The organism is Polyangium mundeleinium (genome assembly GCF_028369105.1).
Taxonomy (GTDB): Bacteria; Myxococcota_A; Polyangia; order Polyangiales; family Polyangiaceae; genus Polyangium; species Polyangium mundeleinium.
Genome location: NZ_JAQNDO010000001.1, coordinates 5,027,827 through 5,047,791, shown reverse-complemented (window position 1 = coordinate 5,047,791; position 19,965 = coordinate 5,027,827). Strand labels below are relative to the sequence as shown.

Genomic DNA, 19,965 nt, shown 5'->3' with positions numbered 1-19,965 from the left:
GTTCAGCCGAAGGTGATCTGCGGGTTGCCGGCGGCGAGGGCTTCGGCGCGGATCGGAGCGGGGGGATAGATCCAGGCGGTGTTGATCATCCGCTTGCGCTCCTTCCCCTCGGCGCCGGTGAGCTTGACCTGACGGTCCCAGCCTTCCGTGTAGACGGCCCCCCATTCCCCGAGATCGAGGCAGGTGGCGTAGAAGACCTGGCGATATTCGAGGGTCGGAAGGCCGAGCAGATCGGCCACGGCGTTGTGCCCGCCGAAGCGGCCCATGAAGATCGCGTGCTGGCAGGACATGAGGGCGTAGTTGCCCTGATCATCGGAGCGCGCGTGCGCGACGTCGCCCGCGGCGAAGACGTGATCGGTGCCGACGACGCGCAGGTCCGGCGTGACCTCGACGCGGCCGAGCGGATCGAGCGAGGAAGAGACCTGCGCGGTCAAGCTGCTGGCGCGCATGCCGCCGGTCCAGACGACGGTGCCGGCGTCGATGCGTGTTCCTGCGGCGGTCACGACGCCCGTGGCATCGATGGCCGCGACACCCGCGCCGCCCCGGAAGTCCACGCCGAGAGAGCCGAGCGCCTCCGCAATGGCGGGACGTGGATTCGCGCCGAGGCCCGCGCCGACCTCCGCGGCCCTGTCGACGAGGACGACCGAAACCTTTGCCTCCGCGCCGAGGACCGCGCGCAAGCGCTGGGGCAGCTCGGTCGCGAGCTCGAGCCCCGTGAAGCCACCTCCCACGACCACGACCGTATTGCGCGCGGGTGACGCGGGCAGGCCGGCGAGGCTCGCGAGGTGCTTGTCGAGCTCGACGGCGTCCTCGACCTGATCCACCGAAAAGGCATGCTCCTCCAGGCCGGGGACAGGCGGGCGGAAGAGCTTGCTGCCGCTCGTGAGCAGGAGCCGGTCATACGGCAGCGTGAGCCTACCGCCGTCCGTGGTGAGCACGTCCACCTCCTTTGCGCCGCTCCGGATCTCCGCGACGGAGCCCTCGACGAACCGGACGCCGATGGCCTCGAGCAGCGGCAGGAGGGGCGCGCTCATGTCCTGCGGAGAGGGCTCATAGAGCCGCGGGCGGATGTCGAGGGCGGGTTTGGGCGAGATGAGGGTGATCTCGACGTCCGCGCCCGTCTTGCCCTGCTCGTCGAGCAGCCGCGCGGCGGCGAGGGCGCCCCATACGCCAGCGAAGCCGGCGCCGACGATCAATACTTTCTTCGACATGCTGCCTTTTGTTCCTCTCGTTCAGGCGAACCCAGCCTTCGCGCTGGAGGTGCGGAAGGCCGGAGCACGCTATCGTCCTAGGGCGTAGGTCGAGAGGGACGCCGCGGGCATGCCATTGATCCCTGATTTTCTGCCAACGTCCACGTGCCAGCCTCGGCTCCTCCTGTTCGTGGCGTTTCCCGGCATGGGGCTGCTCGACATGACCGGGCCACAGACCGCGTTCTGGTCCGCGTCGCGGTACGCGGAGGAACGTGGGCTGCCCGGGTACGTGCGGCGGACGGTGAGCCTCGGGGGCGGGCTCGTGCCCTCGGCGGAGGGCGTGGAGCTCGACACGCTGCCGCTCTCGGCGTTCGCGGACCACGAGGTGGACACGCTGATCGTGCCTGGCGCGCCGGCGATCGAGCAGGCGCTGGAGGGCTCCGCGGATCTGGTGGCGTGGCTCTCCGCGATGTCCCGCAAGGTGCGGCGAACGGCCTCGGTGTGCAGCGGGACGTTCTTGCTGGCGCAGGCGGGGCTCCTCCAGGGCAAACGCGCGGCGACGCACTGGGCGATGTGTGACCTGCTGAAGCGGCGGTTTCCCTCGATCAAGGTCGAGCCGGACGCGATCTACGTGCAGGAGGGGCCGGTGTGGACGTCGGCGGGCGTGACGGCGGGGATCGACCTCTCCCTGGCGCTGGTGGAGGCGGACTGCGGGCGTGACATCGCGATGAAGGTCGCGCGGGATCTCGTGGTCTTCTTGAAGCGACCGGGCGGACAGTCGCAGTTCAGCGAGGTGCTGCAAGCGCAGGCAGACGACCACGCGGGCTTCGACGACTTGCACCAGTGGATCGCCGAGCACCTCGGCCGCGAGGATCTGACGGTGGAGCAGCTCGCGAAGAGGGCGGGGATGAGCCCGCGGAACTTTGCGCGGGTCTACAAGCAGAAGACGGGGAGAACGCCGGCGAAGGCGATGGAGGTGTTCCGGCTCGCGGCGGCGCGACGGCTGCTGGAGGCGTCGGAGCGGAACGTCGACGAGATCGCGCGGCAGTGTGGATTCGGCGACGTGGAGCGGATGCGGATGACCTTCCAGCGGCACCTCGCGGTGTCGCCGACGGAGTACCGCCGCAGATTCTCACGATGAGGGAGACCACGTCTTCGCGTGGCTCCCATGCGAAGCGATTTTTCTTGACGATTTCGGGACGGCGGTGGGCGGCTCAGGCCGCCTGCAAGATCCGCCGGCAGCCTGCGGCTGCGCGGGCGATGAAGGCCGACCGGTCCTCCCCTCCTCCACGCACCGCAAGCAGCGCCTCGGCCGTGCCGAGGGGGAGCGCGCGCACGAGCACCTCGCGCGAGAGATCGGCGATCCGTGTGCCGACGGCTGCGGATGTGGGCAGGTCGGGCTCGGCGAGCAGCGGCGCGTAGGCGGCGAGCTCCTCGCAGACGGGCCATGAGCCGGCGCCTGCGACGAGGCAGCCTCGATCGTCGACGAGCACGAGGGCCTCGAGCTTCCCTTCGCTGCGCGCGACCGAGAGCTGGTAGTGCAGCGCCGTGATCGGGTCTTCGCTCCTCCGCCTGCGGCGCTCGGCTCCGAGCGACGGCGGCGGGGCCTCGGTGGGATCCATCCTCGACAAGAGAGAACCTCCTTCGCGGGAAATGGTCGCCCGTTCGCCGCGCTGGGGTCCACTTTCCGGCGAGATCCCGTTCCTGTATGCTCCGCCCCCGGCGTGATCGTCACGCGTTCGAACGGAGGCGGTTTCCATGGGACTCATCGAAAAGCGGCTCATCAAGGAAGCGAAGGAGTCCTGGCTTCCGGGCGAGCAAAAAGACATCCAGGACGTCGCGGGCGCCCCCATCGTCGTCGACGTCGACTGGCCGACCTTCGAGACGGACGAGGCTGCGCTGAAGAACGTCCAGCACCTCGGCGTCCGCAAGCTCGCCAACGCCTTCCGCGTCATCTGCGTCGACGAGCTTGGCAAGGAGGCCGTCCGCGACGGCGTCAAGCGCATCGTCGTCACGAACCAGAAGGAGGGCGCCCCTTCCGTCGTGCTCGACAACAGCGTCGTCACCCTCGCGTGTGTCTTCGCCAAGGGCTCCGACGGCTGCCTGACGGATCTCGAAATCGCGAAGATCCTCACCCGCGCCCTCTGAGAGGGGGCTCCACAGCCCTTCCACTCTTCTCTGCATCGACCGCATCGCGGTCGATGCACCCTCGGTCCAGGCCGTGCCTGGTCCGGGTCGAGGGGCGGATAGCCCCTCGTCGGGCCCGGGGTGAAACCCCGGCGAGACGCTGTGCGCGCGCGCCCTCCTCAAAAACTGCTAGGTTCGCGCGGCGCGTGATGACGGGGTACATCGACCTTCACTGCCACTGGGTGGTTGGCATCGACGACGGCGTGAAGACCGTCGCGGACAGCCGCGCCTTGCTCATGGGCCTCGCGGGTGCGGGGTTCGGCAAGGTCGTTGCCACGCCGCACATGCGCCCTGGGATGTTCGACAACACCAAGGGCGACCTCGCGCGCGCTTACGAGGCCACGCGGCAGGCCCTCGCGGATGTGCCCGGCTTGCCTGAGCTCGCGCTCTCGTCGGAACACTTCTTCGACGACGTCGTCTACGAGCGCCTCATGCGCGGCGACGCCCTCCCCTACCCTGGCGAGCGTGCTGTCCTGGTCGAGCTCTCCCCGCGCGCCTTCCCTGCGCGCCTTGCGTCTCGCTTCGCCGACCTCCGCCGCAAGAAAAAGCTCCGCCCTGTCCTCGCGCACCCCGAGCGGTACGAACCCGTCTGGAACGACCGCACTGTGCTCGATCCGCTGCTCGACGGCGGCGTCGTCCTTCTGCTCGACATCGCTTCGCTCGTTGGCAAGTACGGACGGGCGACACGCAAGTGCGCGGAGACGCTCCTGGAAGAGGGCTACTACTACGCGGCGTGCAGCGACGCCCATCGCCCGGGGGACGTCGAGGACGTCGCTGCGGGCATCGAACACCTGCACCGCGCGCTCGGCGCGGCGGAGGCACGCGACATGCTGATCGAAGGACCGCTTTCCATCCTGGAGGGCCGGGTCGACTCGTGAAAGGGACAGGCATCGTGCAGGAGCTTCTCAAGAAGATCGAGGATCGTAGCGCGCACATCGTCGTCGTGGGCATTGGCTACGTCGGGCTGCCGCTCGTCGTGGAGTTCGCTCAAGCCGGCTTCTCCGTCACCGGCTACGACAAGGATCGCGAGAAGGTTCGGCTGCTCGGCCAAGGCGTTTCGTACATCGGCGACATCCCGTCCTCGGCGCTCGCGCCGCACGTCGCGGCGGGCCGCCTCCGCGCCACGACCGACCCTGACGTCCTTGGCTCGGCCGACGCGATTGTCGTCTGCGTCCCGACGCCGCTCAACAAGACCAAAGACCCCGACATGCGCTTCATCCTGTCGGCGAGCGACGAGATTGCGGAGCACCAGCACTCGAACATGCTCATCGTGCTCGAGTCGACGACGTACCCGGGCACGACGCGCGAGGTCCTGGTCCCGAAGCTCACGGCTGGCCGCTACGAGCTCGGCAAGGACGTCTTCATTGCCTTCAGTCCCGAGCGCGTCGACCCTGGCAACAAGACGTATGGCACGCGCAACACGCCGAAGGTCCTCGGCGGCGCGACGCCCGGCTGCCTCGAAGTCGCGATGGCGCTCTATGGCAAGATCATCGAGACCGTGGTCCCGGTGTCGAGCACCGACGCGGCCGAAATGGTCAAGCTCCTGGAGAACACGTTCCGCGCGGTCAACATCGGCCTCGTGAACGAGGTCGCGCTGATGAGCCGCAAGCTCGGCATCGACGTCTGGGAGGTCATCCGGGCGGCAGCGACGAAGCCGTTTGGCTTCATGCCCTTCTTCCCGGGCCCGGGCCTCGGCGGCCACTGCATTCCGATCGACCCGCTCTACCTCTCGTGGCGGATGCGGACGCTGAAGTACCAGGCGCGCTTCATCGAGCTCGCCGACACGATCAACAGCGGGATGCCTGAATACGTCGTGCACCTCGTGCAACAGGCGCTCAACGGCGAGCGCAAGGCGGCGAATGGATCGAAGATCCTGGTGAGCGGCGTGGCGTACAAGCGCGACGTGGCCGATTACCGCGAGTCGCCGGCGTTCGACATCATCCACCAGCTCCAGGAGCTCGGCGCCGACGTGCGGTATCACGATCCGTACGTGGCTGAATGCGACGAAGGCGGCATCGTGATGAAATCGGAGCCGAACAACGTGGCGTACGGCGAATACGATGCGGTCGTGATCGTGACGGATCACGCGTCGGTCGATTATGCGCGGATCCTCCGCGAGGCGAAGCTCGTGGTCGACACGCGTGATGCGCTCCGCAAGGTCGAGGGCGACAAGACGAAGGTCGTGCGGCTCTAGCTCGACCCTGCCACACGCCCGCGCGGGCTACGGCGGGCAGCCGTGCTCCGTGACGTGCCACTTCCCACCCGAGCAAAGCGCGCTCTTCCCGCAGCACGTCGTCCCGCAGGACGCGCCCTCGGGCGCGCAGCGCTCGCCTTCGGCGAAACCAGCACCACATCCGCCGGAGGTCAATCCTTGGCAGCGCCACACGAACTTGAGCGGCGGCGCCTGCCGGGGCACGCCGCTGCACGGCTGCGGCGGCATGTCGAGGTTGTAGGTGCACGCTGTGGCTCCGGAATAGAGGCACACAGGGCTTTTCTCGAGCGGCGTCGCCGGAGCGCGCTCCCGCTCCGGCTCCGGGGCGCAAGCGCCGTCCCGATGCGCGTCCGTGCACGCCACGGGGAGGGCCACGCGCCACGTCCCGAGGTGGCAATCGTATACGGTCCCGCATCCCTGGGACGAGGCATACGTACAGAGGCGACCGGCGGTGTCGCAGGCGCCGAGCTCCTTGGGCTCGGCGGCGGGGCAGCCCTCCTCGAGCGGCACCGTCGTTACCTCCGCTACCGCCTTCGCGGTTGCCGCCTTCGCGGGCGGCTCGTTCCCCTCCGCGCCCGGTCGCGGAGCGCTCGAGGCACATCCGAAAGCTCCCGCCGAGACGGCGACGAAGACGTGGAAAGGAACGCGTGCGAAGCGGCGCATGAGCACACGCTAACACGTACGCCAGCCCGCTTGTTTTCAATCGGAAACCCGTGTCCTACCTCCCAGCCCACCTCCCCCTTCTGCCCCCTCTGCCTATCCCCGGAACCGGGAAGCCGCTACCCTGCCGCGGGTGACACGAATCCCCCTCGGCTTGCTCGCGCTCGGCGTCGCCGCGCTTTCGAGCTGCCATGCAGAAACACCTGCGCCCGCCGCGGCGCCGACCGTGGTGATGGCCCCGCCCCCCGCGGCCCCTCCGCCCGCGGCCCCCGCCCCTCCCGCAAAGCCGCCGCCCGCGCCGTCGATGCCGCTGCGCCTGGGCTCATTCGACAGCGGGCACTGCGACCTCGTGGCGACCCCGACGCATGTCTACTGGCTCGAAATCCACGATCGGCATTCCGCGCCTCCCCCTACGCCGAGCGGCTCGGGCGCCTATGGTGCCGCCCTCATGTGCGACGAGGCCGGCGGCGCGCTCACGCGGACGTCGAGACACGAAGGCAAAAAGGTCACGCTCGCCGCGCTCGACTACCGCCCCTACGGCCTGACCGCGCAGGGCGAGACCCTTTACTGGACCGGCGCGCCGTGCACCGGGGGGGCGCGCTCGGGGGCGCATCCCGATTGGCTCTGGTCCTACCGCGAAGGCACGTCCTCCAAGCCGTCCGTGATTGGCGCAAAGGATCGGAACTACCTCGGCGTGATCGCCTCGCCGACGAGCGTGTTCGTCTCCGATCGTTTCGGCAAGGGCGGCGCGCTCCGCGTCGACGAGGCGCACCCCGCAGGCGAGGCCATCTTGCCGGACAAGGAGCAGCCCTGGCTCATCGCCGCAGACGCGCGGACCCTCGCGTGGGCCGACCGGAGCTGGGAAATCACGCTCACCGACCTCGCCACGCGAAAGACGACCCGCGGGATACCGCTCGGCGAAATGCCCTCGGACGGCAGCGCCTTCCCAGGCGGTTGGCTCGTCCGCACAACGGAAGCCGTCATCGTGGTCTCCGCCGACGGCATGAAGGAGCAAAAACGTTTCCCGATCAGAACCTACGGCGACCGGGGAAACGGCGCATTCGCGAGCGGGCGCTACTATTACTGGGCAGACGGCGACGACACGCTCTCTCGCATCGACGTCACGACCGGAGCGGTCGTCCGCGTACACGCCCCGGAGGCAAAACGAGCCTGCGGCGTCGCCGTCGAAGGGGACACGATCTTCTGGGCCGACCGCGGCAAAGAAGCCGTCTTCGCCTGGCGCACGAGCATCTTCGACGAGACCCCGCCGGAGAATCCCGGCAACGTTCCTGCCAAGGAAAAAACCGGAGGTTGAAATGCTCAAAGTCGATCACATCGGTCTGGCCGCTCGGGACGCGCGCGCGTCGGCCGAAACCCTCGCCGCGATCCTGGGAGCCGCCGCGCCGACGGTCGAAGGCGCCGACGACGACATGTATCGAATCGACCTCGACCACGGAGCCTTCCTGCTCTTCAACCCAGCCACGACCGTCCACCCGGACCACGTCGCCTTTCGCGTCGACGAAACAAGGTTCGCCGAGGTCGTGAAGCGGCTCGAAGCGCGCGGCATGTCTTTCGGCAACGATCCGGAGGATCCCCGCAATGGGAAGACGGACGACCCTCTCGGCGGCGCAGGCCGGGTGTACTTCGTGGACGAGAATGGGCACCTGTTCGAGGTGACCTGCTGAGATCGGTCTCCTCACCTGTTCCTCTGCCCACCCTCACTGTGTTACAGAAGCCACCTTCGACAGGGAGGTACCATGAGCAGAGTCTCCAAGATGGGGGCCAATCGTGCGGCGGAAGCGCAGTCATGATCGGTCGATGGTCCCCCCTCACGCGTGCTTATGTCGGCCTTCTGCTCGTGCGGATCGCCCTGCTCGTCGCGGGCTATGGGTTCGTCTTGCGGCAATACCCCCCTTGGGCCTTCCTGGAGCCGGCCCTCGGCATCGTGGGGATGACCCTCGGGCTCTCCTGGCTTCATCAAACCTGGGCGCGTATTCCCAAGCCGCAACGTCAGGCCTACGACGGCCAGCGCATCGAGCCGGACCAGGCGGTCTGGAAGCTGTTCATCCCCGTCTACGGCATCTACTGGCTCTTCGTCGCCAATACGGGTCTCTGTGGCGCCATCGAGCGTCGCCTGAAGCGGGTTCATGCGCGCTCGGTCGAGGTCCCGTCGACGCTCGCGTTCGTGGCTTGCCTCGTCCAGCTCGTGCCCGTGCTGAACCTCGCCCTCTCCCCGTTCCTGTGGGGCCTTTTCATGGCGCGCGCGGACGCCGCGCAGGCGGAGGCGGATAGGCTGGACGCGGAGATCGTCGCCCCCAAGTCGCTCGGATGGCTCGAGGTCCTCGCCATTCTCGGCGCCTCGCTCCTCGCCATGTGGGGCATCCTCATCGTCACATTCGCCGCGATCTGGCAATTCTTGAGCCCGGCGAAGCCGTAACGACCACGCCTTGCGGCTCGACCGCCTCGCGCGGGCGTCCTCAGGGATCCAAGCGGGTCACGAAGATGGCGCGCGGCTGGCCGCTGTCGTTCACGAGCGCGCCTTGTCCGAAGTCGATCTGGCTCGTGAAATAACCGGCCATGTACCGACGGCCTTCGCTGTCGAGCGCGATTTGAACAGCGTAATCCTCCCCGGGCCCTCCGTACGTCGCGGATTGCAAGAAAGTCCCTTGCTCGTCGATCTCGGCGACGGTGATGTCTTCATAAGACTGGCCTGTGAGCGTCGACCCGTTGATGTTCATGGTCCCTTCGAGCCCAAGGGCCAGCCATGCGCGTCCAGGGGCGCTCTTCGTGAGCGTCGTGTGGACGGCGTAGAATTCTTCTCCCTCGACGAACCAATCGCTGCTCCCGTCGGGTGAGTGGTGCTGGAGGGAGGAATAACAATGCTCCGCGGGGTCCTCTGCGCGGGCCATGAAGTATCCTTCTTTGCCGTCGGGCGCGAAGGCGAACGCGTCGACCCAGCAGACGCTCTCGGTCACCTCGAGCTCCAGCTCCCCCCATTTTTTGAACTTTTGCACCCGTGCTTTTTGATAATACGAGGAGCGCGCGAGCCAGAAGTCCCCATTCGGCTCCACGTCGATCTTCCAGAACACGGTTTTCATCGCCGGCATCGTGTGTGTGTCCAGGAGCATGGCTTCGCCGGGCGATCGAATCGACACCTCGGAGTCGGTCTGGTCCGACACGAACGGGCTCGAAATCCAAGCGGCGATATACACGTTGCCCTTGCCGTCGGCGCCGACGTCGTTGAAGCGATACGCGGGCGGATCGCTGGGGGTCTGCTGGCTGTCGGTGACGTAGGCCCATCGAATGTTTCCGCTGGGATCGAGGCGCACGACGAACGGAGCCTCCTCGTAGGTCTGGAACTTGTTCCCCCAAAAATCGAGGTCCGCCTGCGACGCCGGCTTGCGCTTCGCATACCCGGAGAAGAGCACGTTGCCTTCCGCGTCGGTCTTGATGGCGATGGGCTCGACGTCGATGTCCGGGCCGTCGATGGTCCCTTTGAACACGATGTTGCCATAGGGATCGAGCTTCGTGATCCAGGCACTCTCCCATACCGTGTCGCCGGGGACTTCCTCGGTGGTGATCCCGCCAAACACCCAGGCGGAGCCGTCGGGCGCGACGGCGAGGGGATAGGTCGCGAGTTTGCCCGAGAGCACGAGGCCATACGGCGCGCCAGGTCCGACGCCGCCGCCGCCCGTGCTGGACGAGCTTGCAATGCTGCTCCCGCCCCCGGCGCCGCCGCTGCCGGTGCTGGACGAGGCGTCGCCGCTGCCGATGTCCACTTCGAGGGCGGACTTGCCGCCGCACGCGTAACCGAAAAGTCCCACGAGCCCGAGCGCCACACCACGAAATCTCATGAGCGCTTCTTTGCCCAAGCGAACACGAAGGGCAAAGAACCCCGCCCCCGCCTCCGCTCCCGCCTTGCCCCCGCCCGTTCGTCCTGCCACCCTGCGCGCCGTGTCCGCCGCGGACGAGCCTCTCCCGCCTGCACCTACGCCCGGTCCGAGCGTCGCCCCCGAACGCCCCCAAACCCCCTGGCGCAGCCGCCTCGCCATCTCCCTCCTCTGCGGCGTCGGCCTCGTCTGGATCCTCCTGGATGGCGGCCTCCCCATCTACCCGCCGGACGGCGCGTTCGACCTCCTCCGCCCCTGGACCGTCGTCGCCTACGTGGCCTCCCTCGCCGCCGTCCACTGGTTCCGCGCGGCGCGCTGGCGCCACCTGCTCCGACCCCTCGGCCGGCTCTCCCTCCGCGAGGTCGTCGCCGTCTCCTGGGTCGGCTTCGGCGCCATCCTCCTCTCGCCTCTCCGCAGCGGCGAGGTCGTCCGGCCTTACCTCGTCACCACCCGCAGCTCCATCCGCATGTGGGAAGCGACGGGCAGCGTCGGGGCCGAGCGTGTCATCGATGGCCTCGCGCTCAGCACCATCCTCTTCATCGGCCTCCGCCGCGCCACGCCGCTCGACCCCCTCCCCGATCACATCGGTGATCTCGAGGTCCCCGTCGCCGCCGTGCCCAGCGCCGCCATGGGCGCGCTTTTTCTCTTTTGCTCGGCCTTCGTCACGATGGCCGTCTTCTTTTTCGCCCGCGATTTCGCTCGCCGCGCGACCCAAAAGGTCTTTGGCCTCGTCTCCGCGCCGCTCGGCGAGCGCGTCGCCGACATCGTCGACCGTGTCGCGCAGGGCATCCGCTTCTTGCCCTCGCCGCGCCACCTCGTGCCTTTCCTCCTGGAGACGGCCGCGTACTGGAGCATCAATGCCGCGGGCGTCTGGCTCCTCGCGTGGGGGTCGGGGCTCTCGGGGATCACGCTGGCCGAGGCTTGTGTGACCATGGGCTGCCTCGGCATCGGGATCCTCGTCCCCTCGGGGCCCGGGTATTTCGGCGCGTTTCAGCTCGCCACGTACATGGCCCTCGCCATGTTCTTCCCCGAGGACGTGCTCCGGGGCCCCGGCGCCGCGTTCGTGTTCGTGCTGTATGTGTCCCAGGTGGGATTCCACCTCGCCGCGCTCGGGCTCGGGATGAGGCTCTTGCGGCGGGCGCCGGAAACCTGGCCCAAGGCCGAAGCTTTGGGGTAGATGCTGGGAATGCGACGAAGGATCTGGGGCATGGCTCTTTGCGCGTTCCTCCTCGGGGGCGTGGTCCTCGTGCCCGCCTTCGAACGCGAGGCGCTCGCGGCCACGGCCTACGAGTCGCCCTACACCTTCGAGCAGACCTGGGGCACCACGGTTCGCCTCGTCCGCGTGGATCTCGGGCTCGAGATCACGGAGAAGGATTCCGAGCACGGCTACCTGCTCTTCAAGTACACGAGCCCCGAGAGCGGAAAACGCGTGCATGCAGGCTCGATCGAGATCGTGAAGAGCGGCAAGGACGTCGTGCGCGTCACGGTGCAGCTCGCCACGATGCCGAGCTACCACGAGCGGATGATCGTCGACGCGCTCGCGAAGAAGTTACACGTCGAGTACGGCGATCCGCCCCGCAAGCCCGATCCCCAGCCCCCGGCCCCGCCGCCCGAGAACGACGGCGCCAAGGACGGCAAGGACGGCAAGGACAGCAGCCTTCCCTGAAGGAACGATCATGCTGACAGTCTACAAATTCGGCCCTGCGTTTGGTTTGCCCGACCTCGGCCCGTTCGTCATCAAGGTCGAGACGTGGCTGCGCATGGCGGGCCTGCCCTATCGCAGCGAAATCGGTGATTTCCGCAAGGCGCCGAAGGGAAAAATCCCCTACGCGGAGGACGGGGACCGGCGGATCCCCGATTCGAGCCAGATCATCGATTACCTCATCGAGAAGCACGGGGATCGATTGAACGACGGCCGGTTCGGCCCGAAGGAGCGGGCGCTCGGGCTTGCCCTCAAATCGATGTTCGAGGCCGATCTTTATTACATCTTCGTCTACTTGCGCTGGTGGCGCGACGAGGATTTCGTCCACATCCGCCCCGCGATCGCGCAGAGCATGATGGCCGGCGGGGTCCCGCGCTTCGCCGTGTCGCCGCTGCTCTCGTTCGCGCAGCGGCAGACGCGCAGCATGCTCAAGGCGCAGGGGATCGGGCGGCACACGCGCGAAGAGGTGTATGCCATGGGCCGCTCGCTCGTGGACGCGGCCTCCGAATTGCTCGGCGACAAACCGTATTTCCTCGACGACGCGCCCTCGACGCTCGACACGACGGCGTACGGGATGCTCGCGCCGCTTGTCTTTTCGCCCCCCGAGAACCCCGTGAAGGCCCGCGCGCTGGAGAAGGCGAACCTGGTCGCGTTCTGCGAGCGGATCCGCGAAACGTACTGGGCGAACGAGCCCGCGGCCTAGATCTCGGGGCGCGGCGGCGGGTTCGGTGAGAGGGGGGCCCTGCGGAGGCGCGCCGCGGCCACGCCGGCCGCGCCGCCGAGCAGGATGCGGGCGGCGAGATCCGGCTCGAAGAGCGTGCGCGTGGGTTTCAGCATGTAATACACGGGCGTCACCCGCCGGAGCACCTCGGCGTCGTGGTTCATCGTCCGCAAGATCGAATCGCCGAAAAACGACGCGAACCGCGAGGGCGCCGGCAGATCACTCTTCACGCCCGGGAAACGCATGTCGGCGCTCGTCGCGAGGTTCCACGCGTCCCTGGCCGCGCGGTGCTGGCTGCCGAAAAAGACCCGCTCGAAGCCGGGATCCCCGAGCGAGACGCGCTCGAGCGTGGATTCGAGGGCGCGGGCCGAGAGCGTGGCGACGGTCATGCCCTGGCCGTACACCGGATTGAACGTGCAGACGCTGTCGCTCACGGCGACGAACCCCGGCAGGGGTTTTGTCAGCTTGTCGAAGCGGCGCAGGCGATTCTGGTTCGCGCGGCTCGAATAGACCGGCGAGACGGGCCGGCCGAGCTCCGCCATGCGCTGCAACACCGGAGACCGCAGCGCGCCGAGCGCCCGAAAAAACCCCTCCTCGTCGCTCGGCGGGTAGTGCTTGGCGTACCCGACGAGCGTGATGATCCAGCGGCGCCCCTCGACCGGGAAGAGCACGCCGCCGACGAAATGGTTCTCCTCGGGCGAAGGATCGAGCCAGACGAGCTTCCACCAACAATCCGCGGGCAATGCTTCGGGGGCCTCGTACCAGCGGGAGCTATACCCCGAGTGACAATCGACCACCTCCTCGCGCGGGACCTCCGCGCCGAGCGACGCGAGCCACGAAGGCGCCTTCGACGAACGGCCGCTCGCGTCGACCACGAGATCGGCCGGGAGCGTGAGGTTCGTCCCGCCGCCCCGCTGCACCGCGAGCACCCCCGCGGCCCGTCCGGGCGCGTCCGGGCGAACGTACAGGCCCGTCGCCTCGGTCCTCGGGAGGATCTCCACGCGGCCGCCTTCCCGCAGCCGCCGGCGCACGATGGATTCGGTCAGATCCCGCGTCGCCAAATACGCCGTGCAGCCGCTGCGCATCGGCTGCTGCCAGCCGGGATATCGCAGGACCGCGCCGTCGTAGGAGACGTCGAGCTTGTGGGCGCCTTTCGCCTCGTACTCCGCAAGGAAACCCGGGAACAGGGCGTCGAGCTCCTGGGCCCCACGCGTGACGAGGGCATGCACGTGCCTCGCCTGCGGCACCCCGGCCCGCGCGGTGGGGCCCTCCGGGAGCTCGTCCCGATCGAGGACCGTGATCTTCTCGAAGAATCGCTCGAGCACCCGCGCGGCCGAGAGGCCGGACATGCCCGCACCGATGACGACCGCGTGGTTTTGCATGACCCGAATCTCGTAAAGGAAGGTCAGATGGCGATCAAGGCCCGGGCCAGGCGATCGGGGCGCGGGGCCCCTTGCGCGTGGAACCACGCGTCGATGTCGCGGATTCGCGCCCGCCCCGCCTCGCCGCCTTCGAGCTCGCCCATGCGCCGCTCGATCAGGCGCGCGTAAAGCTCCATGTCCGAACGGCGGAACGAGGAGCGGGCGCGCGAAAGGGAGGCGAGGGCGCGATCGACGTCGCCGCGCCGCGCGAGCAGGGCCGCGCGAATGCCGAGCGCGCACGCGTCGGACCAAGGGGACCGCTCTTGATCGAGGCGATCGGCGAGGGAGAGGGCCTCGCGGACGAGGGGCTCGGGGCGGCGGATCTCGCGCGCGCGGGCGAGCGCCGTTCGCGCCTGGAGATCAAAGAGCCGGATCCGGATCGATTTGGCCGCGCGCGGCATCATCGCCGCGTGGAGGGCGCCGATCTGCCCATGCACGGCCGCGTACGCGCGGCTCCCTTCGCCGAGGTAGAGCAGGGCCTGGGTGCTCGAATAAAAGGAGCCCCAATGCATCGTGTGGTAGCCGCGCGTCGTCCAGCGCGACAGGGCGTGCCGGCTCGTCGCGATGGCCTCCTCGGGCCGGTCTTCGAGGAGCAGGCCCATCGGCGTCATGAGCACGCCGAGCGCGGTCTCCATGTACCGATCCCCGAGCGCGTCGGCCTCGCTGCGGCATTGCGGCAAGAGGTCGAGCAGGGAGCGGACGTCGCCGACGTAGAAGAGCGCCGTGAGGAGCCACCAGGCATACATGGAGGCGATTTCCCAGGCGATGTTGCTGCACGCCTCGCGGAAGAGCGCGATCGTGCGCTCGCAGAGCACGACGGCCTCGCGGAAGGCGTAGCCGTTGTGCGCCGCGAGCGCCTTGCCCGCGCACGACCACGCGAGCGCGTGCGGGTGGCCGATGCGGAGCGCGATCGCCTCCGCCCGCGCCGCGAGATCCCGCGCCTCGGCGATGTTCTGCGCGCCGCCGCCGAGGCTGCGGAGCACGGCCTCCCAGGCGAAGGCCCGCGCGATGCGGTAAGGCTCGCCGGCCGAAAGCGAGAGCGCGAGGTGCCGCGCTTGAAAATCTGCGCCGCGGACCGCGTCGACGCCGCCGAGCCCGTTGCCGAGCGACCAGCAGAGATCGATCCGGTGGAGCACCACGGGATCGATCGCGTGCTCGGGTTTTTCCTGGAAATCGTAGCCGCGGAACCGCTGCTTCACGCGGGCGACGGCGACGTTGACAAACGCGCGTCGCGGCGTCGCGGGATACGGAAGGCCCACGTCCGGCAGGAGCTCCCGCGCCGCGGTGAGCCCCTCGTCCATGTGACCCGCGCGCAAGAGATGCTCGACGGCCCGCTGCCGCGCCACGAGGGCCGGCCGCGCATCGAGCCGCGCCGCCGCGGAGAGGAACACGCTCGCCGCCTCGGCCCCACGCCCGGCCTTCGCGAGCGTGTCGCCGAGCCGGAGCTCGAGCGCCCCCACGTCCGCGGGCTCGGCGTGCTCCAGGGCCAGCCGATAGAGCGTCGCGGCCCGATCGAACGCGAGCACCTGCTCGGCCCGCTCCGCCGCGCGCTCCATGTAGGCCCGCGCGCGCGAAGGTTCGCCCGCCGTCCGGAAGTGCATCGCGAGCGCCGCCGGATCGGCGTTGCTCATCGTCTCCATGGCCTGGCCGAGCGCGAGGTGCCGCGCGCGCAGATCCGCCTCGGCGAGCCCCTGCACCACGGATTCGCGGATCTTGTCGTGGTACGTCTCGACGCGCGCCTCGTCCCGCCCGCCCTTCGCGCGGAGCAGGCCCTCGGCCCGCAGCAAGGCGAGCGCGCGGCGGTTCTCCTCGTCCCCGAGCGCCGCGGCCTCCTTGATGAGGACGGGCTCGATCGGCCGCCCCGCCGTGCTCACGATCTCCAGCACGAGCCGCGCCGACGCCGAAAGCAAGGCGACGCGCGCCGCCACGACCCCGCGCAGGTCGAGCCCCTCGCTCGTGTGCCCGGCGAGGAGGTACCTCGCGAGCTCCTGCACGAAAAACGGGCTCCCTGCGGCTTCCCGCGCGATCCGGGCCGCCGTCCTTTGCGCCTCCTCGCCGTCCTCGCCGTCCTCGCCGAGGATCGACCGCGCGAGCGCCTCGGCGTCCTCGGTCGCGAGCGGTCCCACGACGACCTCGCGCGCCACGAGGCCCGGCGTGGGCGCATGCGCCGAGGGCAAACGCCCGATGAGCTCGCACCCGCGTGCTTCCTCGGTCCGGTAGCTCGCGACGAGGAAAAGCGCGGGCGCGGGCGCCGCGAGCAGGGCTTCGAGCAGCGCGGCGCTGTCCGCGTCGGCCCATTGGAGGTCGTCGAGGGAGAGCACCACCGGCCGCTCGCCCGCGAGGTTCGCGAAGAGCCTGCGCAGGGCCTCGAACGCGCGCCGGCGCAGCTCGTGTGGATCGGGCGCCTCCGGCTCGCTCCCCTCCTCCGTGAGCCGGCCGAGCACCGGGAAGAGGCGCGCGAGCGAGGCGAACCCCGGGGGCAGGAGGCCCGCGCGATCGTCCGAATCGATCTCCCCGAGCAGCCGCGCGAGCGCGTCGATCGCGCCGTCGAACGCCTTGTACGGCACCCACTCGCGCTCGTGGCAGCGGCCTTCGAGCACGAGCGGCGCGCGCTCTTCGGCGAGCACGTCCAGGAAATGCCGCACGAGATCCGATTTGCCCATCCCGGACGTGCCGTGCACGTGCAGCACCACGGGCTGGTTTTCCTGGACGCACGTGTCGAACGCCTCGCGCATCGCCGCGACCTCGCGGGCGCGGCCCATGAAGCTCCGCCGCGCGCCGAGCGTCGTGGACGCCGGGGGCGGGGCGCTCTCCCCCGCGGCGCCGGTGATGCGAAAAATCTCCTCGGCCCCTGCCCGCGCGTTCGGGTCCCGCGCGAGCAGGCGCAGGGCGAGCTCCGCCAGATCCGCCGGCGCGGAAGGAACGATTTCCCGCGGATCGGGCGGATCGACGAGGTGCTTCGTGTAGAGCAGATCCTCGATGCTCGTCCCTTCGAAGAGGTGCGGCACGACGCCCGTGAGCGCCTCGTAGAGCATCACGCCGACCGAGTACCAGTCCGAGCTCCCATCCCCCGCCGCGCCCGTCGCTTGCTCCGGCGACATGTACGCGGGCGTGCCCACCACGAGCACGCGGTCGCGCGCGAGCGACTCGAACGATCCCACGAGTCCGAAATCGAGGATTTTTACGTGACCCTCCGGCGTGACGAGCACGTTCGAGGGCTTGAGGTCGCGGTGCACGCGGCCCGTGCGGTGGATGGCGGCGACGCCCTTCGCGAGCCCCACGAGGCTCTGGCGCAGCCGATCCACGTCGAGCTCGCCTTGCGCATCGTGCTGCTGGAGCGGCAGGCGCGGGGGCGCGGCGCCGTCGAGGGGCAGGGTCACCATGGCGATCGTCTCGTGCGGCCCCGCGACGACAGGCAGGTCCATGGTGACGGCGGTCGCGAACTCGGCGGCCATCGCGCGCTTCGCCGTGGGCAAGGGCGGGAGCGTGATCGCCGACGCGTCGCTTCGTTCCTCGCGGTTCGGCCGCACGTACCGGAGGAAGCTCACGCCGCGCACGAGCTCCATCGTCAGGTAGAAGCGGCCGTCGTCGAAGAAGAGCTCGTGCAGGCCGACGAGGTTCTCGTGCGCGACGTCGGCGAGCGCGCGGAACTCCTGCTTGAAGGCATAAAGCGCGGCCGGATCCATGGAGAGCAGCGCCTTCAAGGCGACGTCCGAGCCGAGGGATCGATCGAGCGCCTCGTACACCACACCGAAGCCGCCCTGCCCGAGGCAACGGCGAATCAGAAAACGCCGGCTGAGCTCCTCGGAGACGGACGGCAAGTGCGCGAGATGTTCCACGATCGGAAGCTCCCCTCCCCCCGAGCCCCTCTCGGCGGGAGAGGGGAGAAGGGTCGTTCTAGCCTCGCTTCACCGGGGCCGGAGAATCAAGTCGAACGTGGGGAAAAAATCGTTCGTTCGCACGGGAACCCTACGCCATCGCCCGTCGTCCCCTTTTTGGAGGACCTTTTCGCGCTGATCGTAATTGTACCAGATGCCGCCGAGCGCCACGCGCACCGTCTTGCCGAGCCCGATCTCGATCCCGACCTCGGCGCTCGCGTAGAACGGCGAGCGCGGCGGGTGCGGGCTCCGCCCGATCGCATATCCATTCACGGCGGCGCGGGCCCGCAGCCAATCGAGGATCGCGTAATCGTAGGCCAGGCCGGTCCGGACGCGGAAGCCGTTCAGCGCGGGCGCGAAGAGCAGCTCGAGCGGCGCGTACGACTCCAGCGGCGTCGCCGGGTTCTCGCCGAGCGAGAGGCCGACCGTCGTCTCCAGCCGTCCTGTGAGGACGCCGCGATCGCCGCCCGAAATCCAGAGCCCCGCCGTCGGCGCGACCACCCAGCCGGGCCGCTGCCCCGACGTCTCCCACGTCGGGAACAGATACCCCTGCGTCAGGCGCATCGCGCCCGTCGGTACGGAAAGTCCGTATTCACCCGTCACCACGACCCCCTTGCCGAGATGGCCGAGCTCGCCGCGGAACGTGATGTTCGGCGAGAGCAGGAGCCAGGGCACGATCATCGTCGTGACCTCCCAGCCGCCGCCGAGCCCGAGCTCGAACGGCGAGAGGAGCCCGCCGGAGAGTTTTCCCTTGTCGAGGACGCGCGCCGTCTCGCGCGCGGGCATCGGCTCGGCCTCGGCGAGGGCCGGCGAGAGCAGGGCGAGGAGCCCGATCGCTCCGAACATGGCTCGTTTCACGGCGTCCCTCCCCCGAGCACCCACGTCCCCACGACGGGCGCGTGATCGCTGAGCATCAGCGGATCACTCTGGATCCCTTGCCTGCCCGGCTCCTGGAGCACGTCCGTCGAGCCCGGGGCCCAGGCGTCGGCCTTTGTGATGAAGAGGTAATCGAGGGTGCGGTTCCAGAACTGCGGATTGCCCGTTTCATCCTTGTGCAGCGGCCCGGCCACGGTGTGCGTGAAATACCGCCGCTGCGCGGCCTCGGTGGTGCCGTAGGCTTCGAGGCTCACCCAGGGCACGTAATCGTCGTAGAATGTCTGCATGATCTCCGGCGTGTAGGGGGGCTGCTCGTACTCGGTGCCGATCGAGCTCGGGTGTTCGTCGGGGAAACCGACGAGCTTGATCGCGTTCGGCGGCAGCTCGTTGAAATCGCCGCCGAGCACGAACGGGAGCGTCTCCTTTTTGATTTCGTCGTAGATCTGCCGGATCTGCCGGCCTTTCGTGCCGTCGACGTCGTAGGCCTCGGTGTGCACCACGTACGCGGCCACGTCGCGGCCCGCGCCCACGTCGATCACGGCGCGCCCGATCATGCGGTGAATGTAGAACTTGGCCGTGATCCCGTCCTGATCGGTGCGATCCTCCTGCCGGATCCGCTCGGCGAACGTGATGGGGTATTTCGAGAAGATCGCGTTGCCGAGGTCCATCCGGCCGACGCCCTCGGAGGGGATGAAGCGGCTGTTCCAGGTCTGGATGTAGGCCGCGTAATTGAGGCTCGTGCCCTCCAGCATGCCCTGCACCATGTCGTAATAGGCGCTACGCCGGGAGTTCACCTCGATCTCCTCGGTCATGAGGATATCGGGGTCGTACTCGTTCACGAGGCGGTAGAGGTCGGCCATGTTCTCGGCGACCTCCTGCTTCGTCATCTGCACGCGGTCGCCCCAGTAATCGAACCAGAAGTCGATCCGCGCGGCGCCGTATTTCACGTTCCAGGCCATCACCTTGAGCGTGGCGGGCGCAGGATCGGCGGGCGGCACGAGCGTGCTGCGCGTCGTGACCTGGACCTCCTGGCGGACGAAATCGAGGTCGTCCGCGAGCGGCTCGCAGGCCGGGAGCAAGGCGAGGAGCGCCGACATCGAGAGCGCGAAGGACGCGCTGCGGCGGGTGAGGAGTGCCATGACCGCCCATGCTACCCGTCACGCCCCGACGGTTGAAAGATCCTTACAAGTGGCCCCCGTCACGGGCCGGTTCAGCCGGCGCGGAAAAG

The 19,965-nt window shown here is 68.8% G+C and carries 18 protein-coding genes; 10 read left to right on the top strand and 8 right to left on the bottom strand.

The annotated features are described in order from the left end of the window. Positions 1-2: 2 nt before the first annotated feature. Complete coding sequence (locus POL67_RS20225; RefSeq protein ID WP_271919424.1) at positions 3-1,211, bottom strand: NAD(P)/FAD-dependent oxidoreductase; 1,209 nt, start codon at positions 1,209-1,211, stop codon at positions 3-5. Between the two features lie 169 nt (positions 1,212-1,380). Here POL67_RS20225 and POL67_RS20220 point away from each other — a divergent pair, with 169 nt between their 5' ends. Continuing rightward, on the top strand, positions 1,381-2,331 hold the full coding sequence (locus POL67_RS20220; protein ID WP_271919422.1) for a GlxA family transcriptional regulator: 951 nt from the start codon (positions 1,381-1,383) through the stop codon (positions 2,329-2,331). 73 nt (positions 2,332-2,404) lie between these two features. On the opposite strand, the gene POL67_RS20215 is transcribed toward POL67_RS20220, so the two are convergent. Next, on the bottom strand, positions 2,405-2,812 hold the full coding sequence (locus POL67_RS20215) for a hypothetical protein (protein WP_271930854.1): 408 nt from the start codon (positions 2,810-2,812) through the stop codon (positions 2,405-2,407). Positions 2,813-2,948: 136 nt separating this feature from the next. On the opposite strand from POL67_RS20215, the gene POL67_RS20210 reads away from it, so the two are divergent. The 3 genes from POL67_RS20210 to POL67_RS20200 all read left to right on the top strand — a co-directional run bounded on the left by POL67_RS20210 (position 2,949) and on the right by POL67_RS20200 (position 5,571). Next, positions 2,949-3,338, top strand: coding sequence for a hypothetical protein (locus tag POL67_RS20210; protein ID WP_271919420.1), 390 nt, complete (start codon positions 2,949-2,951; stop codon positions 3,336-3,338). A gap of 188 nt (positions 3,339-3,526) precedes the next feature. Further along, positions 3,527-4,255 carry a tyrosine-protein phosphatase gene (locus tag POL67_RS20205; RefSeq protein WP_271930851.1) on the top strand — a complete coding sequence of 243 codons (729 nt, stop codon included), beginning with the start codon at positions 3,527-3,529 and terminating at the stop codon, positions 4,253-4,255. Positions 4,256-4,269: 14 nt separating this feature from the next. Continuing rightward, positions 4,270-5,571: a nucleotide sugar dehydrogenase gene (locus tag POL67_RS20200; protein ID WP_271919418.1), complete on the top strand. Its 1,302-nt coding sequence runs from the start codon at positions 4,270-4,272 to the stop codon at positions 5,569-5,571. A 27-nt stretch (positions 5,572-5,598) separates the two neighbouring features. Here POL67_RS20200 and POL67_RS20195 read toward each other — a convergent pair whose 3' ends face one another. After that, positions 5,599-6,099 carry a hypothetical protein gene (locus POL67_RS20195; RefSeq protein WP_271919416.1) on the bottom strand — a complete coding sequence of 167 codons (501 nt, stop codon included), beginning with the start codon at positions 6,097-6,099 and terminating at the stop codon, positions 5,599-5,601. Between the two features lie 283 nt (positions 6,100-6,382). On the opposite strand from POL67_RS20195, the gene POL67_RS20190 reads away from it, so the two are divergent. The 3 genes from POL67_RS20190 to POL67_RS20180 all read left to right on the top strand — a co-directional run bounded on the left by POL67_RS20190 (position 6,383) and on the right by POL67_RS20180 (position 8,686). Further along, positions 6,383-7,564, top strand: a complete 1,182-nt coding sequence (locus tag POL67_RS20190; RefSeq protein WP_271919414.1) for a YncE family protein — start codon at positions 6,383-6,385, stop codon at positions 7,562-7,564. Position 7,565: 1 nt separating this feature from the next. Next, a complete protein-coding gene (locus POL67_RS20185; protein WP_271919412.1) occupies positions 7,566-7,934 on the top strand; it encodes a VOC family protein in 369 nt (122 codons plus the stop codon). A gap of 122 nt (positions 7,935-8,056) precedes the next feature. Beyond that, positions 8,057-8,686 (top strand): hypothetical protein, encoded by a 630-nt coding sequence (locus POL67_RS20180; RefSeq protein WP_271919410.1) that lies wholly within the window; start codon positions 8,057-8,059, stop codon positions 8,684-8,686. A 40-nt stretch (positions 8,687-8,726) separates the two neighbouring features. Here POL67_RS20180 and POL67_RS20175 read toward each other — a convergent pair whose 3' ends face one another. Further along, on the bottom strand, positions 8,727-10,103 hold the full coding sequence (locus tag POL67_RS20175) for an NHL repeat-containing protein (protein ID WP_271919408.1): 1,377 nt from the start codon (positions 10,101-10,103) through the stop codon (positions 8,727-8,729). A gap of 100 nt (positions 10,104-10,203) precedes the next feature. Here POL67_RS20175 and POL67_RS20170 point away from each other — a divergent pair, with 100 nt between their 5' ends. Genes POL67_RS20170 through POL67_RS20160 form a run of 3 tightly spaced genes read left to right on the top strand, consistent with a single transcriptional unit; the run spans position 10,204 to position 12,544 of the window. After that, a complete protein-coding gene (locus POL67_RS20170) occupies positions 10,204-11,316 on the top strand; it encodes a lysylphosphatidylglycerol synthase transmembrane domain-containing protein (protein WP_271919406.1) in 1,113 nt (370 codons plus the stop codon). A 30-nt stretch (positions 11,317-11,346) separates the two neighbouring features. Continuing rightward, complete coding sequence (locus POL67_RS20165; RefSeq protein ID WP_271919405.1) at positions 11,347-11,805, top strand: hypothetical protein; 459 nt, start codon at positions 11,347-11,349, stop codon at positions 11,803-11,805. A gap of 10 nt (positions 11,806-11,815) precedes the next feature. Continuing rightward, positions 11,816-12,544: a glutathione S-transferase C-terminal domain-containing protein gene (locus POL67_RS20160; protein WP_271919403.1), complete on the top strand. Its 729-nt coding sequence runs from the start codon at positions 11,816-11,818 to the stop codon at positions 12,542-12,544. Here the strand turns inward: POL67_RS20160 and POL67_RS20155 are convergent. The 4 genes from POL67_RS20155 to POL67_RS20140 all read right to left on the bottom strand — a co-directional run bounded on the left by POL67_RS20155 (position 12,541) and on the right by POL67_RS20140 (position 19,876). Then, entirely contained in the window at positions 12,541-13,944 is a 1,404-nt protein-coding gene (locus tag POL67_RS20155; RefSeq protein WP_271919401.1) for an FAD-dependent oxidoreductase, read from the bottom strand. The genes POL67_RS20160 and POL67_RS20155 overlap by 4 nt on opposite strands. A gap of 23 nt (positions 13,945-13,967) precedes the next feature. Further along, positions 13,968-17,822, bottom strand: coding sequence for a serine/threonine-protein kinase (locus tag POL67_RS20150; protein ID WP_271919399.1), 3,855 nt, complete (start codon positions 17,820-17,822; stop codon positions 13,968-13,970). Positions 17,823-17,891: 69 nt separating this feature from the next. Then, positions 17,892-18,719, bottom strand: coding sequence for a hypothetical protein (locus POL67_RS20145; protein ID WP_271919397.1), 828 nt, complete (start codon positions 18,717-18,719; stop codon positions 17,892-17,894). Then, the gene (locus POL67_RS20140; RefSeq protein WP_271919395.1) at positions 18,716-19,876 is read right to left on the bottom strand and encodes an endonuclease/exonuclease/phosphatase family protein; all 1,161 of its coding nucleotides are present in this window, start codon (positions 19,874-19,876) and stop codon (positions 18,716-18,718) included. Before POL67_RS20140 ends, POL67_RS20145 begins: the two co-directional genes overlap by 4 nt. Positions 19,877-19,965 lie beyond the last annotated feature (89 nt).